General features: G+C 29.6%; 20 protein-coding genes and 2 tRNA genes. 12 read left to right on the top strand and 10 right to left on the bottom strand.

Annotation, left to right across the window (positions count from 1 at the left end; translation table 11 throughout):
- The first annotated feature begins 13 nt into the window (after positions 1 to 13).
- The 7 genes from ACNG5D_RS05385 (at position 14) to ACNG5D_RS05355 (ending at position 4,757) form a co-directional block, all read left to right on the top strand.
- Positions 14 to 86, top strand: a tRNA-Lys gene (locus ACNG5D_RS05385).
- A 58-nt stretch (positions 87 to 144) separates the two neighbouring features.
- Positions 145 to 229 (top strand) — tRNA-Leu (locus ACNG5D_RS05380).
- A gap of 119 nt (positions 230 to 348) precedes the next feature.
- Complete coding sequence (locus ACNG5D_RS05375; RefSeq protein ID WP_418182468.1) at positions 349 to 1,248, top strand: MerR family transcriptional regulator; 900 nt, start codon at positions 349 to 351, stop codon at positions 1,246 to 1,248.
- 44 nt (positions 1,249 to 1,292) lie between these two features.
- Positions 1,293 to 2,762, top strand: a complete 1,470-nt coding sequence (locus ACNG5D_RS05370; RefSeq protein WP_418182467.1) for a phytoene desaturase family protein — start codon at positions 1,293 to 1,295, stop codon at positions 2,760 to 2,762.
- On the top strand, positions 2,759 to 3,598 hold the full coding sequence (locus ACNG5D_RS05365) for a phytoene/squalene synthase family protein (protein WP_418182466.1): 840 nt from the start codon (positions 2,759 to 2,761) through the stop codon (positions 3,596 to 3,598). Before ACNG5D_RS05370 ends, ACNG5D_RS05365 begins: the two co-directional genes overlap by 4 nt.
- 10 nt (positions 3,599 to 3,608) lie before the next feature.
- Positions 3,609 to 4,058: a sterol desaturase family protein gene (locus ACNG5D_RS05360; RefSeq protein ID WP_418182465.1), complete on the top strand. Its 450-nt coding sequence runs from the start codon at positions 3,609 to 3,611 to the stop codon at positions 4,056 to 4,058.
- Positions 4,059 to 4,061: 3 nt separating this feature from the next.
- Complete coding sequence (locus ACNG5D_RS05355; protein ID WP_418182464.1) at positions 4,062 to 4,757, top strand: lycopene cyclase domain-containing protein; 696 nt, start codon at positions 4,062 to 4,064, stop codon at positions 4,755 to 4,757.
- Here ACNG5D_RS05355 and ACNG5D_RS05350 read toward each other — a convergent pair.
- The 7 genes from ACNG5D_RS05350 to ACNG5D_RS05320 all read right to left on the bottom strand — a co-directional run bounded on the left by ACNG5D_RS05350 (position 4,746) and on the right by ACNG5D_RS05320 (position 9,111).
- On the bottom strand, positions 4,746 to 5,309 hold the full coding sequence (locus ACNG5D_RS05350; RefSeq protein WP_418182463.1) for a TlpA family protein disulfide reductase: 564 nt from the start codon (positions 5,307 to 5,309) through the stop codon (positions 4,746 to 4,748). The two genes, ACNG5D_RS05355 and ACNG5D_RS05350, sit on opposite strands and share 12 nt — an antisense overlap.
- A 72-nt stretch (positions 5,310 to 5,381) precedes the next feature.
- Positions 5,382 to 6,263, bottom strand: coding sequence for a hypothetical protein (locus ACNG5D_RS05345; RefSeq protein WP_418182462.1), 882 nt, complete (start codon positions 6,261 to 6,263; stop codon positions 5,382 to 5,384).
- A 72-nt stretch (positions 6,264 to 6,335) separates the two neighbouring features.
- Positions 6,336 to 7,007: a Crp/Fnr family transcriptional regulator gene (locus ACNG5D_RS05340; RefSeq protein ID WP_418182461.1), complete on the bottom strand. Its 672-nt coding sequence runs from the start codon at positions 7,005 to 7,007 to the stop codon at positions 6,336 to 6,338.
- A 116-nt stretch (positions 7,008 to 7,123) separates the two neighbouring features.
- Entirely contained in the window at positions 7,124 to 7,552 is a 429-nt protein-coding gene (locus ACNG5D_RS05335; RefSeq protein WP_418182460.1) for a DUF5606 family protein, read from the bottom strand.
- A 54-nt stretch (positions 7,553 to 7,606) separates the two neighbouring features.
- Complete coding sequence (def, locus tag ACNG5D_RS05330; protein WP_418182459.1) at positions 7,607 to 8,197, bottom strand: peptide deformylase; 591 nt, start codon at positions 8,195 to 8,197, stop codon at positions 7,607 to 7,609.
- Between the two features lie 86 nt (positions 8,198 to 8,283).
- Entirely contained in the window at positions 8,284 to 8,694 is a 411-nt protein-coding gene (gene ruvX / locus ACNG5D_RS05325) for a Holliday junction resolvase RuvX (protein WP_418182458.1), read from the bottom strand.
- A 105-nt stretch (positions 8,695 to 8,799) separates the two neighbouring features.
- Positions 8,800 to 9,111: a hypothetical protein gene (locus ACNG5D_RS05320; RefSeq protein ID WP_418182457.1), complete on the bottom strand. Its 312-nt coding sequence runs from the start codon at positions 9,109 to 9,111 to the stop codon at positions 8,800 to 8,802.
- Between the two features lie 329 nt (positions 9,112 to 9,440).
- Between ACNG5D_RS05320 and ACNG5D_RS05315 the strand changes: the two genes are divergently transcribed.
- Together ACNG5D_RS05315 and ACNG5D_RS05310 are read left to right on the top strand one after the other, a co-directional pair.
- On the top strand, positions 9,441 to 10,256 hold the full coding sequence (locus tag ACNG5D_RS05315; RefSeq protein WP_418182456.1) for a 2,3,4,5-tetrahydropyridine-2,6-dicarboxylate N-succinyltransferase: 816 nt from the start codon (positions 9,441 to 9,443) through the stop codon (positions 10,254 to 10,256).
- An 82-nt stretch (positions 10,257 to 10,338) separates the two neighbouring features.
- On the top strand, positions 10,339 to 11,406 hold the full coding sequence (locus ACNG5D_RS05310; protein WP_418182455.1) for a glycosyltransferase family 9 protein: 1,068 nt from the start codon (positions 10,339 to 10,341) through the stop codon (positions 11,404 to 11,406).
- A gap of 8 nt (positions 11,407 to 11,414) precedes the next feature.
- On the opposite strand, the gene ACNG5D_RS05305 is transcribed toward ACNG5D_RS05310, so the two are convergent.
- Positions 11,415 to 12,005, bottom strand: a complete 591-nt coding sequence (locus ACNG5D_RS05305) for a YrbL family protein (RefSeq protein ID WP_418182454.1) — start codon at positions 12,003 to 12,005, stop codon at positions 11,415 to 11,417.
- Positions 12,002 to 12,832 (bottom strand): glycosyltransferase family 2 protein, encoded by an 831-nt coding sequence (locus tag ACNG5D_RS05300; RefSeq protein ID WP_418182453.1) that lies wholly within the window; start codon positions 12,830 to 12,832, stop codon positions 12,002 to 12,004. The genes ACNG5D_RS05305 and ACNG5D_RS05300 overlap by 4 nt, the downstream gene beginning before the upstream one ends.
- An 86-nt stretch (positions 12,833 to 12,918) precedes the next feature.
- On the opposite strand from ACNG5D_RS05300, the gene ACNG5D_RS05295 reads away from it, so the two are divergent.
- Entirely contained in the window at positions 12,919 to 13,668 is a 750-nt protein-coding gene (locus ACNG5D_RS05295) for a glycosyltransferase family 2 protein (protein ID WP_418182452.1), read from the top strand.
- Here ACNG5D_RS05295 and ACNG5D_RS05290 read toward each other — a convergent pair.
- On the bottom strand, positions 13,657 to 14,421 hold the full coding sequence (locus ACNG5D_RS05290) for a lipopolysaccharide kinase InaA family protein (protein WP_418182451.1): 765 nt from the start codon (positions 14,419 to 14,421) through the stop codon (positions 13,657 to 13,659). The two genes, ACNG5D_RS05295 and ACNG5D_RS05290, sit on opposite strands and share 12 nt — an antisense overlap.
- Positions 14,422 to 14,634: 213 nt before the next feature.
- On the opposite strand from ACNG5D_RS05290, the gene ACNG5D_RS05285 reads away from it, so the two are divergent.
- Together ACNG5D_RS05285 and ACNG5D_RS05280 are read left to right on the top strand one after the other, a co-directional pair.
- Positions 14,635 to 15,531, top strand: a complete 897-nt coding sequence (locus ACNG5D_RS05285) for a polysaccharide pyruvyl transferase family protein (RefSeq protein ID WP_418182450.1) — start codon at positions 14,635 to 14,637, stop codon at positions 15,529 to 15,531.
- Between the two features lie 148 nt (positions 15,532 to 15,679).
- The gene (locus ACNG5D_RS05280) at positions 15,680 to 16,243 is read left to right on the top strand and encodes an L-threonylcarbamoyladenylate synthase (protein WP_418182449.1); all 564 of its coding nucleotides are present in this window, start codon (positions 15,680 to 15,682) and stop codon (positions 16,241 to 16,243) included.
- The last annotated feature ends 12 nt before the right edge of the window (positions 16,244 to 16,255 follow it).

Below are 16,255 nucleotides of genomic sequence, written 5' to 3'. Positions count from 1 at the left end.
AGTTTGAAATAATGACCTGGTAGCTCAGTTGGTAGAGCATCTCCCTTTTAAGGAGAGGGTCCTGGGTTCGAGCCCCAGCCCGGTCACAAGAAAAAAGTTAAGCAATATTGCTTAACTTTTTTTATTTTTACTCACTTCATTTATGCGCACGTGGCGGAATTGGTAGACGCGCTGGCTTGAGGGGCCAGTATCCGTTTAGGATGTGGAAGTTCGAATCTTCTCGTGCGCACAATTACTTAATAGTACAAATGCAACTACATTCGCAGCCTTATTTTTCAATATTTTTTTCGCTAATTATATATTAATAAGAAAAAAAACATACTTTTGTTTAACTTAAACACGTTTTTAATGAACAATATTAAAATAAACTTTAGTATTAAAGATTTAGAAAACCTTACAGGAATAAAAGCGCACACTATACGTATATGGGAAAAGCGCTATAATTTACTTAGCCCAAACAGATCGGATACTAATATTAGAAATTACAGCTTAGAAAGTTTACAAAAACTCCTAAACATAACTTACTTAAATAATAATGGTTATAAAATTTCTAAAATTGCCGATCTTGAAGAAAAACAAATAGAAACTCTGGTAAAAGAATTAGCAACTAAACTTAATACAAATAATTACGCCATAAATGCTTTAAAAATGGCCATGATTAATTTTGATCAAGTTTTATTTTACAATACATATAATAACCTTTTAAAACAGATAACATTTAGTGAAATTTTTTATTCTGTATTCCTTCCTCTATTAAAAGATATAGGTTTGTTATGGCAAACCAATACCATTACTCCCGCACACGAGCATTTTATATCTACACTTATAAAACAAAAAATATTATTAAATATAGAACAAATTGAATTTTTAGATATTAAACCAAACTCTAAAACCTTTGTACTATTTCTTCCAGAAAAAGAAATTCATGACATAGGGCTCCTTTTTATAAACTATCAATTACGAAGTAAAGGCTATCATACAATTTTTTTAGGCGAAAGCATCCCCATGGAAAACCTAACTAATTTACTTGAATTTTTTAACCAAGTTACCTTTGTTTCCTATTTTACAGTTTATCCAGAGACAAAAGATATAGTTAATTATATTATTAATTTTAATAACTTACTTCTTAAAAAAGAAAACACAAACTTATTTTTACTAGGAAACAAATTCATAAATTCTAATTTAGAGATTGAAAACAAAAAGGTTACAATTTTTAGCTCAATAGAAAATTTGGTTAAAGATTTATAAATATTTTATTTTTGTTTAACTTTTTTGTATATTTGTTAAACATTATGAAATTATCTATAAATATTATTGGCTCTGGATTTTCATCTCTAGCAGCATCTTGCTACTTAGCTAAAGCTGGTTACGATGTAACTGTTTTTGAAAAAAACGATACCATTGGAGGTCGAGCGCGACAACTAAAAAAAAATGGTTTTACTTTTGATATTGGACCAACATGGTATTGGATGCCAGATGTTTTTGAACGTTTTTTTTCTGATTTTAATAAAAAACCTTCCGACTATTATAAGCTAGAAAAGTTAAACCCCGCTTATAGTGTATACTTTGGTGTAAACGATTATATTACTATTGAAGATACACTTGATAAAATAAAAAAAGCTTTTGAAAAAGAAGAGCAAGGCAGCTCTATTAAACTTGAGCAGTTTATTAAAACGGCAGAAAGAAATTACAACATAGCCATTAAAGATCTAGTGTACAACCCTGGAGTGTCACCGCTAGAGCTTATCACACCTGCCACCATAAAAAAAATAAATCAGTTTTTTAGCACTATAAAAAAAGACGTAAGAAAACAATTTAAAAATGATAGACTAATAAAAATTCTAGAATTTCCTGTACTATTCTTAGGCGCAAAACCAAGCGACACACCTTCATTTTATAGTTTTATGAATTATGCCGATTTTGGATTAGGAACATTTCACCCAAAAAAAGGCATGTATGAAGTAATATTAGCAATTAAAAATCTGGCTACAGAACTAGGTGTTAAAATAAAAACTAAAAACCCCGTAGACAAAATAATCGTAGATAACAGAAAAGCAATAGGCATTAAATCGAACGGAAAAACATATAAAAGCGATATTATAGTAAGCGGAGCAGATTACCATCATACAGAAACACTATTAAATAAATCTTTAAGACAGTATTCTGAAAGCTATTGGAATAAAAAAACATTTGCTCCTTCTTCTCTCCTATTTTACGTTGGTTTTAATAAGAAGCTAAAAAATGTAAATCATCATACCCTATTTTTTGACGTAGATTTTGATGTGCATGCCGAAGCCATTTACGACAACCCAAAATGGCCAGAAAACCCTCTTTTTTATGCAAGTTTTCCCAGTATTACAGATAGTAATGCTGCCCAAGAAGGTAACGAAGCAGGCATATTTTTAATTCCACTAGCACCAGGAATTGAAGACACACCAGAATTAAGATTAACTTATTTTAATAAAATTATTAATAGACTTGAAACACTAACCTCGCAAACTGTTAGAAATAATATTATATTTAAAGAAAGTTTTTGTATTAACGATTTTATAAACGATTACAATTCATATAAAGGTAATGCTTATGGCATGGCAAATACTTTATTACAAACCGCTTTTTTAAGACCCAAATTAAAAAGTAAAAAAGTAGACAATCTATTTTTTACCGGTCAATTAACAGTTCCTGGGCCTGGAGTTCCTCCATCATTAATATCAGGAAAATTAGTAGCAGATTTAGTAATTAAACACCACAAAATAACATGAAATCTCTATTTGATAACGTTTCTTATAATAGTAGCAAACTTGTTACAAAAACATATAGTACATCATTTTCATTAGCTACTAAAATGCTATACAAAACAATTCGATGTGATATTTATAATATTTATGGTTTTGTTAGGTTTGCTGATGAAATAGTAGACTCATTTCATGATTATGATAAAGAAACACTATTTAATAAATTTGCTGAAGACCTAGAGTTGGCATTAAAACATAAAATTAGTTTAAACCCTATTTTAAATTCGTTTCAACATACTTTTCATAAATACAATATTGATAAATCGCTTGTTGAAGCTTTTATGAATAGTATGCGATTAGATTTACATAAAACTACATATTTAACAAATAAAGAATATAAAGCGTACATTTATGGATCTGCCGATGTTGTAGGTTTAATGTGCCTAAAAGTTTTTGTTAATGGAGATATTAAAAAATATGAAGAGCTTAAAGATACAGCAATGGCACTTGGGTCGGCTTTTCAAAAAGTAAATTTTTTAAGAGATTTAAAAGCCGATTTTGAAGGTTTACAAAGAACATACTTCCCCAATACCGACCTACAAAACCTAAATGAAACCGCTAAACAAAATATTATTGAAGACATTGAAACAGATTTTAAAAAAGGGCTTAACGGTATTAAAAAACTACCTATAGAAGCCAAATTTGGCGTTTTTATGGCTTATAGATATTACAAACAATTATTAAAAAAGCTAAAACGTACGCCAGCTCTTAAAATTAAAGATTCTAGAATACGCGTTTCAAACCCAAAAAAAATAGAACTTTTAATGCGTAGTTATGTAAAATATCAATTAAATTTAATGTAACTTTTAAGTTATGCATACTATATATTGGATTCTAATTTTTTTAGGCACATTTCTCTTTATGGAGTTTATGGCTTGGTTTACACATAAATACATTATGCATGGCATATTATGGAATTTACATAAAGACCATCACCACAAAGATCATGATAGTTGGTTTGAGCGCAACGACGCCTTTTTTATATTTTACGCCGTAATTAGCATAGGTTTCTTTTTACTTTGGAAACATACTAGCTTTTGGGCAGGCCTACCCATTGGGTTGGGTATTTTTGTATATGGATTATCTTATTTTTTAGTTCATGATATTTTTATACACCAACGTTTTAAGCTATTTAGAAATGCAAATAATTGGTATGCAAAAGGTGTAAGAAGAGCCCATAAAATGCACCATAAGCACTTAGGTAAAGAAGATGGTGAGTGTTTTGGAATGTTAGTTGTTCCTTTTAAATATTTTAAAAAATAACAGATGAATTATTTATATCTGTTACTAAATTTAGGTTCATTAATTATCCCTTTTATTTTTAGTTTCCATCCAAAAATAAAATTCTATAAACTCTGGAAACCTTTATTTGTTAGCCTGCTAATTAGTATGCTAATTTTTATACCTTGGGATATAATTTTTACAAAAAAAGGCTTTTGGGGGTTTAACGACTCTTATTTTTTAGGCAACAAATTATTTTATCTTCCTATTGAAGAGTGGTTATTTTTTATTTGTATTCCTTATGCTTGTGTATTTACACATTATGCTTTGCTATTGTATTTCCCTAGCTTAAAGCTTACTAACAAAGTAACAAAAACTATAAGTTATATTTTTAGTTTTCTATTTATTTTAATATCAATATACAACTACAGTAAATGGTATACGTTTATAAATTTTTCTTTAGCATCTATTCTACTAATCGTTGTTGCTAATAATAGTACTAAACTACTATCTAATTATTACCTTACGTTTATAGTTATGCTAATTCCTTTTTTTATTGTTAATGGTATACTTACAGGAAGTTTTATTAAAAACGAAGTGGTTTGGTATAACAATTTAGAAAATTTAAATATTAGAATATTTACCATTCCTATAGAAGATGCTGTTTATGCCTTTTCTCTTATTCTAATAAATTTATTTATTATTGATGTATTAAAATCTAGATACAAATCATTTCAATAAAGTATTAATTGTTTTTCTAACTGTTTCACTATTCCAATTAGCAGCTCCTGTTTTATCTATTACCACATTCCCTTCTTTATCTATTAAAAATGTGCGAGGTATACTAGATACATTAAAACCCTCTGGATATTTAGTTAAAGGATTATATACTTTAAACGAGTAATCATTTTTAGCCATAAACTTGTGTATTACCGAAAAATCTTCGTTTGAAACAAAAACAAATTCCATATCATTTTTATAATCTTCATACAACAACTCCATACTAGGCATTTCTGCGATACATGGCGGACACCAAGTTGCCCAAAAATTAACTAATACTACTTTACCCTTGGCTTGCTTTTCTAGATTATAAATATCTCCATTAATACTTTTTAACTTCCAGTTATAATCTTCAAGTTTATTTTGGTTTGCCTTATCAAGTACAGATGGACTAAAAACAGCTAAGGTTTTATGCAGAAAAACCTGTATAGGTTTACGGGTTTGCGGTATTAATACTAACCCAATTAATACAAAAAATATAATATTCTTTATTTTTCTTTTATTCAATGCCATTTACATATATAGATTAGGGTGCAAATTTCAATATAGAAATTGCACCCTAAATTTAACAAAACAATTTTAATATTATCTGGTAACTATACCCGACAAACTAGATACAGGTCCTGTTCCCATTGAAATAGTTGTATGATTTGCCGCATTATCTGGTACAACATGAGCTAACGGCTTTAAAGTAAAAGGCGCAGCACTATTATCTGGGCTTGGTTCTACAGAGATTACAATAGTACGTCCTTTTAAATCTGTTGGAAATGTAATTCCTGCTGCTGTTCCCATTATATAATCTTCACCTGGGTATCCTGGGCCATCTCCTTCTGTTCCTTTAAAAGAAGAAGTTGAAGCATTATCGTCTGCCATTTCGGGGCTTAAAAAAGTACCTGTAGATACTGGCACGCCATCAAAAACCACCCAACCTTCGTATTTCCATCCATCAGAAAGTGTAGGTAAATCTAATCCGGCTACAGCACTTCCTGTAGAGTTATCTAGAAACCAAACCCCACTTGCTTCGTTAGTCATATCAGAATCTGTAGGTGTAGCTAAAATATACTTTCCCGATGCCGAAGCAAAATCTGCAACAATTCCGTTAGAACTTAGAGCAGCAGAATTTCCTGAAAAACCTCCTATTAAAAGTTTTGTTTTGGCTGGTGCTGGATCTGGATCGACAGCTGGCTCTATGGTTAACACAAAATTAGTAGCAGCATCGAGAGTTTCTTTAGCTAGTTGAAAACTTGTTTCAGATAGGTTACCGCTATCATCTACTGTAAATATTCCTGTTGATATAGGGTTACCATCTACAATAACCCATCCTTCGTAAACGAAATTGCTTCCTAAATTTTCCAATCCATCTATAGATAAGTTTAATCTAGAACTTTCGTTTCCATCGTCATCATTACTGCAAGAAGTAGCAAAAATTCCTAATGCTATTACTGCTAAAATCATTTTTTTAATCATAGTTTATATTTTTTAAGTTTAATACTTCAAAAATATACCATGCTTAAATTTTAAAATGTTAGCTATCTAACATTACGCTGTTTTATGATGAATTCTTATTTGTTTTCTTGTAAATTCTATAACTTTTTCATCTTTTAACTCGTTTAAAAGAATGTTTAATGTTGGTCTTGATGTTCCTATTAACGAGGCTATATCTTTTTGTGTATAAGGATGCTGAATAACTTTATCGCCTGTTTTCTCACAATCGTACCCGTAGTCTGAGCATAATTCGTCTAAAAACTCTAAAAGTCTTGTTTTAGCATCTTTAAATAATAGCAATTGTAAACGTCTTTCAAGCTTTTTAAGTCTAAAGCCTATAACTTTATATATTTTTAAAGTAAAGGTTTGGTTTTTTCGCATTAAATCATGTATTGTTGTTACCCCAACAGGGCAAATACTTGTATTATTATCTATAGATTGTGCAAATTCTTGACGCTTTAATTCTCCTAAGATAGCTGTTTCGCCAAATATTTCACCTCGAGTTAAAATAGCTTTTACAACTTCGTTACCGTCTTCACTATAATATCCAATTTTAACCTTTCCTTTTTCTATGAGATATACTTTGTTTGCAGAATCGTCTTCAAAATAAATGTAGTCTTTCTTTTTGTAAGCATCAAAATCATGACTTTTTTTATAGGTTTTAAATTTATGAGGGCAAAGTACTTTAAAAAGGTTTACATCGTCGAAATACCAAAGAGATTTCATTGTGTTTAATAATTATGTTAGCATTTAAAAAGTCGCATTACATAGGTTATACTTACATAAATCCACAAAAAAACCTCCTATGGTTTAGGAGGTTTTTTTATTTATTGTCGAAATATTTATTCTTCTTCATCCGATGATTTTTCATCGTCTTTACTAGTTAAAGAATCTAGCATATTATGCTCTTGTAATAAGTTATACCATTGAACTACTTTTTTAATATCGCTAGCATAAACTCTATCTTCATCATAATCGGGTAAAACTTCAAAGAAATACTCTTCTAGTTTATCTTTACTATCTTTTGGTTTTACCGATGTTTTTTCGCCATTTTCTTTTTCTTTAATATTTTGAAAAACTTGACTTAAAGGTATCTCTTCAGTTAATGTATATATTGCTATTTCGCTTAATACACTTACATTATTTTGTATGCTTACAGAGATGCGTTTTTTATCAATTAATGATTCTGCTACAAAACCACCACGTGTTTGCGTTATTAATTTATACAAACCTGGTTTTCCTGAAATTGAAATGACTTTTTCTAAACTCATAAATTATTTTTTGAAAGGCGCAAATATCAAATGTTTATTATTGTATTGCAAATATTATCTTCTCTTTTTTTGGTCTGGGAAGCGCATTCTGTAGTCAATATTTATTTTTCCTTTAGATATGTTAGTGAGTTTCCCTTTAATTAATCGCTTTTTTAAACTAGATAGCTTATCTGTAAAAAGCACACCTTCTATATGGTCGTATTCATGTTGAATTACTCTTGCTCTAAGGCCATCAAACGATTCTTTATGAGGTTTAAAGTTTTCATCTAAATATTCAACTGTAATGTTGGGTTTTCTAAATACATCTTCTCTAACATCTGGTATACTTAAGCAGCCTTCGTTAAAAGCCCATTCATCGCCTTCTTCTGAAACAATTTTGGCATTAATAAAAACGCGCTTAAAACCATTTAGTGCTTCTTGTTCTTCTTTGCTCAAACCTTCATCGTCAGAAAACGGTGTGGTATCAACTAAAAATAAACGGATTGGCAAACCTATTTGCGGTGCAGCTAAACCAACACCATAAGCATTATACATGGTTTCAAACATATTTTCTAAAAGCGTATCGAAATTTGGATAGTCTTTTGTAATTTCTTTGGCTTTCTTTTTTAAAACGGGGTCGCCGTAGGCTACTATAGGTAAAATCATGCTTTGCTTTATTAATCTTTGCAAAAATACAACACTTATACTTTTTGCCTCGTATTTAACAAAAAATTATTCTTTTTTGATATTAACTATTTGGCATATAAGTAGCTTTGTAAAATAAGTGTGGCGCTAATTTCATCTATAAGCGCCTTATTTTTTCTTTTATTCTTTTTTAAACCGCTATCTATCATGGTTTGAAATGCCATTTTAGAGGTAAATCGCTCATCAACACGTTTAATAGGTATATTGGGTATAGCTTTTTCTAGCTTTTCTATAAACTTTTTTATATGAATTTCACTTTCTGAAGCAGAGTTGTCCATTTGCTTTGGTTCTCCTATTAAAAACAATTCAACATTTTCCTTTTTTATATAATCTTTTAAAAAGGTTATTAATGTGTTTGTATTAACAGTTGTAAGCCCCGAGGCAATTATTTGTAACTCATCGGTTACGGCTATACCAGTTCTTTTTGTACCAAAATCTATTGCTAAAACTCTTGCCATATTTTTTTTTGTAAAAATAGCTTTTTAAAACAAGAAAGGCTATCCTTTTTTGGATAGCCTTTCTTAATAGTTAACCTTAATTATTAATACTTGAACATTATTGTATTAAGCTCTAGTAGCTTTATTTATTTCTTTAAATACTAAATTGATGTTACTAACTTTTCTTTTACGGTTTAGGTAAATTCTAATATCGCTTGAACTACGCGCCATTGTTTCGTTTACTTTAGAAGCATCAATTAATAATGAATCGTTTTTTTTAATCGTATTAATCTCTGCAATTACAGAAGCCATTTCAGTTTCGTTAGAAACAGAAACAGTTTTATTAGTTTCAATCTCTATAACTTTAGAAGTGCTTTGTGCATGCGCAAAAGAGAAAGAAAATAATAAAATTAATAATGTGTAAAAATTCGTTTTCATAAGTTTATCGTTGTTTCGATGGTTCAAATATATATCGAGAAGCAACTTCACTAAGAAAAAATTAGTTATACATCACGTATTTTCGATTACTAGAGAACGGCCTTATTTTTACCGATAAACAGTTGAAAAACACAATAAAACCGACAAAAAACACTATTCTTTGCATTTCATCCTGTGCCACAATAGACAAAAAGATAAAGTGCATATTTTCCCTATAAAAAGCAAGCTAAAAAATTGCATATTTCTTATAGAAAAGCGTTTATTATTATGTCTATTTCAATGTCATTTTAAATGATAGCTATTATCTTTACCAAAAATTTTATAATAGAATGACGGAATTAAAACAAATCATAGAAAAAGCGTGGGATAATAGGTCGCTTTTAAGTGAAGAAAGCACTATCTCGGCTATAAGAAACGTAGTAGATTTACTAGACAAAGGAGAGTTAAGAGTTGCAGAGCCTATTACCAATGGGTGGCAAGTTAACGAATGGGTAAAAAAGGCTGTTGTTTTATACTTTCCTATCCAAAAAATGGAAACTTTAGAAGCTGGTATTTTTGAATATCATGACAAAATCCCTTTAAAGAAAAACTTTGCTGAACGCGGAATTAGAGTTGTACCTAATGCTGTTGCTCGCCATGGTGCATATATTTCCTCAGGTACCATATTAATGCCTAGTTATGTAAACATTGGTGCTTATGTAGACAAAGGCACTATGGTTGATACTTGGGCTACAGTTGGTAGCTGTGCTCAAATTGGTAAAAATGTTCATTTATCTGGTGGCGTTGGTATTGGTGGTGTTTTAGAGCCTTTACAAGCTGCTCCTGTTATTATAGAAGACGATGCCTTTATTGGTAGTCGTTGTATTGTTGTAGAAGGTGTTCGTGTAGAAACCGAAGCTGTTTTAGGTGCCGGTGTTGTATTAACCATGAGCACAAAAATTATTGATGTAACTGGCAATGAGCCAAAAGAATATAAAGGTGTTGTACCAGCAAGATCTGTAGTTATTCCTGGCAGTTATGCTAAAGAATTCCCTTCTGGAAGCTATAATGTGCCTTGTGCTTTAATTATTGGAAAACGAAAAGAAAGTACGAATAAGAAAACGTCGCTTAACGATGCTTTACGTGAGCATAGTGTTGCTGTGTAGTTTTTAACCAATAACTAAATTCCAAATTCCAACGTGTTAAAAGTTGGAATTTGGAATTTTTTGTTTGTAATTTGATGCTAGGATGAAAATTTTAATAATACAACAAAAAATGATTGGAGATGTACTTACAAGCAGTATACTGTTTGAAGCGCTTCGCCAAAAATATCCTGACGCTCAATTAGACTATTTAATAAATACGCATACTTACCCTGTTGTTAAAAACAACCCATTTATAAGCAACTTTATTTTTTTTACCAATGAAGAAGAAAAAAGTAAAAAAGCTCTTTATACTATTGCCAAGCAAATTAAGTCTAGCAAATATGATGTAGTTATTGATGTTTACTCTAAATTTTCGAGTAATTTTATTACATATTTATCTTCGGCTAAAGTAAAAATATCAAAACACAAATGGTATAGTTCTTTTATATATTCTTATACATTTAATGAAGCTTCACAACCCAAAACAGATGCTGGCTTAGCAATTGAAAACAGATTACAACTCTTGGAGCCAATTTTAAAAAATAAACCAAAGATATTTCGACCTAAAATTTATTTAACAAAAAAAGAAATTGAAGAATCTAAAACTTTTTTGATTAAAAATAATGTTGACCTCTCTGAGCCACTATTTATGATTAGTGTTTTAGGTAGTCAAAAAAACAAAACCTACCCATTTGAATATATGGCGAAAATAATTGACATAATTGCAAAAAACAATGGTGGGCAAATTTTATTTAATTATATTCCTAAACAAAAAGAAGACGCCTTAGCTATTTTAAATTTTTGCAAACCCGAAACACAAAAACATGTATTATTTAATGTTTTTGGTAAAAGCTTAAGAGAATTTATAGCTATTACTAAACATTGTAATGCCGTAATTGGTAACGAAGGTGGAGCAATAAACATGGCTAAAGCCTTAAATATAGACACATTTACTATTTTCTCACCTTGGGTAATTAAAGAAGCCTGGAATATGTTTGATAATGATACAAGTCACGTTTCTATCCATTTAAAAGATGTAAAACCCGAACTTTATAACACAGCTTCAACAATCGAGATTAAGAAAAAAGTATTGAATGCTTACAATGCTTTTTCACCTAATTTAATAATACCTAAACTCAAGGTGTTTTTGAATTTACAGCGCAAAAAGTAGTAGTAAAATTATTCTTTTAAACGCCTTAGTTTTGATAATGGACAAAAACTAGATTTTAAAAACCTTCGCTCTATTTTTTTTCTAGCAAAAACACTAAACCAATCTGCTATTGGGATAAAATCTCTATGCCCCAAACCATCTACAACTACTAGTTCAATACTATTATCTTTCAACACTTTACAACAAATATTTCTAGCTCTTAAGTCTCCAACAAAAACCTTATGCTTTATCATTTGTGCTTTTAAGCGATTTATTGCTTTTTTAAAAACAGCATCTTTAAAAGGCGCATTTTTCATCATTAAATAGTTCCGCAACGTTAAAGATATAGTTTCTGTGTTTTCATCTTTTATTAAATCGTAAACAAAACCGACTCCAAAATTAGTTTCTATTTCACCATGATATTTGGCATAAAATTGATAATCAAACTTTGATATTTTTTTATTTTTTATTTTTTTGTAATAATTTATTTCTTTGTAAAGGTGTTTTCTTTCTACTTCTGGCTTGCCAATTTTAATACACAAATTAGCGTTATTAGGATGATAATAACACTTTCTAGCTAAGCCTTCGGCTATATAATCTGTCTCTTTAATTATTATCATAAAAATTCACTTTTGTTAATTCCAAAAGGGGTTTGAATAACTTTATTTAATTTGGTGTACTTACGAATTACTAAATTCTTTTTTATCATTTCGGGTTCAACATAACCTCTTTCATGATCTAAATGTAAACAAATAGCATTATACCTTACACGTTTAGGTTTTATTCCAAAATTAATTAAACGCTCCCCTAACTCTCTATCTTCTCCTCCATATTGCATTCTTTCATCATAACCGTTTACTGCAATAATATCTTTTTTATAACCTGAAGAATTATGTCCATTCCATGTTACCCTAGTTGGCGTAACCAAGTTTAAAAATCTCATTTTAAACCCTTTAGATGTAATTTTATTATTTTTAAAAGACGATTTTAAACCTCGATTTTTTAACCACTCTATATTAAAACAACGTTGTCCCTGTATATCTTGTTTAGATATTTCTTGACTAATTAATAAAGGTAACTTAAAATACCCTCCAGACAAAAAACACCCAGGCTCTCGGTTAGAAACATGAACTTGTAAAAAATCTTTTCTAGCAATACAATCTCCGTCTGTATAAACTAAATATTCACCTTTACTAGCTACTGTAGCCTTATTCAATATTATAGTTTTTTGAAAACCATTATCTTCATGCCAAATATGCTGAATTGGGTAACTAACCTCGTTTTTAATACGAGTAATAAGTTGTTTTGTATCATTACTAGATCCATCGTCGGCAATTACAACTTCAAAACTTTTAAAAGTTTGAAACTCATAACTCCAAAGTACTTTTTCTAACCAACTAGGATTATTATACGTACTAATAATTACTGATATATCTAATGTTTTCATTGTAGCAAAAATAACTATTTTTACCAATCATAAATTAATACCTTCATATTATTTTGAAAATCCAAAATCGCAAAGTTTCCGCATTAATGATTACTTACAATGAAGTAAACCATATTACAAATGTTATTAAAAATATTGATTTTACTGATGAAATTATTGTAATAGATTCTTTTAGCACAGATGGAACTTTTGAGAAGCTTTCTGGTTTTAACCATGTCAAAGTTATTCAACGAGAATTTAAAAATTTTGCAGACCAACGCAACTTTGCCTTACAACAAGCCACTCATAACTGGATATTATTTATTGATGCAGATGAGCGTATTCCTAATCCATTAAAAAATGAAATACTTAACGAAATAAATAATAATAATAATAATAATAATAATAATAATGGCACCGCTGCCTTTTTAGTAAAACGCCTTTATTTTTTCAAAAAGAAAAGAATTCGTTTTAGTGGTTTTCAAACTGATACAACTTACCGCTTATTTAAAAAAGGTAATGTAAAATATATAGAAGATAAAATTGTACATGAAATGCCTAAGGTTGTTGGCAAAAGCAAAATATTAAAAAACTACATGTTACATTATTGCTTTGATAGTGCCGACCACTACAAATCTAAAATGGAGCATTATGCAAAATTAAAAGCTCTAGAACTGTATACCAAAGGCAAAAAATCAAACGTGTATAATTTACATATACGTCCAGTAATTAAATTCTTTACTAACTACATTTTAAGATTAGGTATATTAGATGGTAAAGAAGGCTTCCAAATTTGTTATTTAAGTGCCTATGGTGTTCGTTTTAGATATCAAGAATTAAAAAAATTAACGAGCTGATTTCCAGAATTTAACTTTATTTTTCATACGCCTTTTTCTATGATACCTAGCCTGAAAAGCTTCAGTTTCACTCCACATAAGGTTAAAAACTTTAGAATACTCTACACCTGAGCATTTTGCATACTCATCACTCATAACCTCAACCATTTCCTTATGAATTGTCAGTTTCGCAAAATTTTTAATTCGTGTTTCAAAATCTAAAGGCTTAAATTCCATACGATTTAAATCTACCAAATAAAATTTATAACCTCCATGCTTTATTTCTATTAAAGTGTTGCCAGGAGAATGATCTAAAAAATGGATTCCTTTCTCATGGAGATTAAATGTAAACCTAGCAAAAGCTCGCAAAATGGCTTCATGATTTGGGTAATTAAAGTTAGTTGTAAGCTCTCTATACGTTAAATCGCAATTAATATGCTCACTTATATAATAGCTATTTTTAAATACAAAAGGAGACACAAACTCGTAATAAGCTATTGGTTGTGGTGTACCTACACCTAAATTGGTTAATTTATTAGCATACTCATAAGAGCGTTGTGCTTTACTTTTTCTAAAAAATCGATAAACAATTTTATTAATTACATTAGGAACCTTAAATGACTTTATATTAATTTCTAAACCATTTAGGTTAAAACATTTAATAGTATTTCTATCTGCTTTTCCAAGTTGAACTCCTTCCTCTTCAAAGTTATAGATAAACGTTTCTAGCTTAGATTTCTCCGAAATAAATTGTTTATTTAATACGCTATTCATGGTACAAAATTACAACTAGTTACATTATCTTTCAATAAAATCAATAAATAAATATATTTTGTTTAGTTTTATTTTTAGAAACACACATCGATGCAAACATTAAAAAAAACAAGATTATCATTAATCTAAGATAGCTAAAAAAGCTACAAGTTTTAATTGGGATGATGCAGCAAAAGCATATTTAAAAGTATAATATTTTAATACATTAATAAAATGCAAAAAATAATAACCTCGGTTAAGCGTAACATAAAAAAAAGAAGAACCATAAAAACTATTCTTACCTCAGAACAGCAAAACAAATCTGTAGTAAATATTCATAGAATAGACAACAGAAATATTGGAGATTACTTTTGTGCTCCGCATTTATATTTCGCCCCTTTAAAAGACAAACAATTAGATATTTTTGATTACAAGAGCCTTAACAATGTTGTGACCAATAATTGGATTAACCAAATTACAAACAACGCCCTCATTATAGGAGGCGGTGGCCTATTAAATCGAGGTAGTTTTGATAAACAACTACACCTTTTTGAACAGCTTAAAGCCAAAGGCAAAAAAACCGTGCTTTGGGGAGTTGGACACAACTCAAAAAACAAAAATGAATTTGGGTCTATTTCGTCATACAATATAGACATCAATAAATTTGGATTAGCAGGTGTACGCGATTATAGTATGAAAGCCACTTGGGTTCCTTGTGTAAGTTGTATGCACCCCATTTTTAATAATGCATTTAACGAGACTCAAGAAATTGGAATAATCTATCATAAAAAAACAATTAAAAACAAACAGATTTTAAACAAGCTACAAAATTACCCATCCACATCGAACACAACCAATCTAGAAGATATAATTTCCTTTATTGGAAAATCGAATACCATTGTAACAGATAGTTATCATGCCATGTATTGGTCTATGCTACTAGGAAAAAAAGTACTTGCAGTTCCAAATTCATCGAAATTTTTCGATTTTAAATACCCCCCAGTAATTACTTCGTTTAACAATTTTAAGCACGATTTACATAAAGCCAAAGCGTATTCTGGCGTTTTAGAAGAGTGCAGAGAAATTAATATTCAATTTTCTAAAAAAGTCTTTAATTATCTCGAAATATAATACAATTGTATTCTAACCATTACAATTAATACTTCAAATTTCGAACCTCTAACAAGTGGTTTTCTAACGGTTATAAATAGCATCAGATTTTTTAGCACATTCAATATGTCTTAAATTTGAAAAACTAAAAAATATTTAATTATACAAAATGATGCAAGCCGAAATAAACAAAGCTTTACAAATACTAAAAAAAGGAGGCATTATACTTTTTCCAACAGATACAGAATGGGTTATAGGTTGCGATGCATCAAACCAAACAGCCGTAAATAAAATACTAACATTAAATAAAAGTAAAAATACTAATCATTTTGTTTGCTTAGTACCGGATGAGAGAATGCTAAAAAAATACGTAAAGCAAATACCAAGCACCGCATTAAACATTCTAGAAATTACAGACCAACCAACAACCATTATTTACGATGAGGCCCAAAACCTTACATTAAGCCTTATAGCTAATGATGGAAGTATAGCCATAAGAATTCCAGACAATGATTTTTGCTACTGGCTTACAAGAAAATTAAATGGAACAATAGCAACAATAACAACCAGCACAGATAAACAAAAACCACTAAAATCATTTAAAGAAATTACACCAGCAATTTTAAAAGGTGTAGACTATGTTGTAAATTTGCACCACGAAAAAACCTTTTCAAAACCACCTTCAATTATTAAATTAAGCAACAATGGTATTGTTAAGATTATACGTGAGTAATACCTCAAAAAT

This window comes from Algibacter ulvanivorans (genome assembly GCF_048381495.1).
In the GTDB taxonomy this organism is placed as follows: Bacteria; Bacteroidota; Bacteroidia; order Flavobacteriales; family Flavobacteriaceae; genus Algibacter_B; species Algibacter_B ulvanivorans.
Note: the sequence above shows the minus strand (reverse complement) of the source record. Positions and strands in the feature narration are given on the sequence as shown.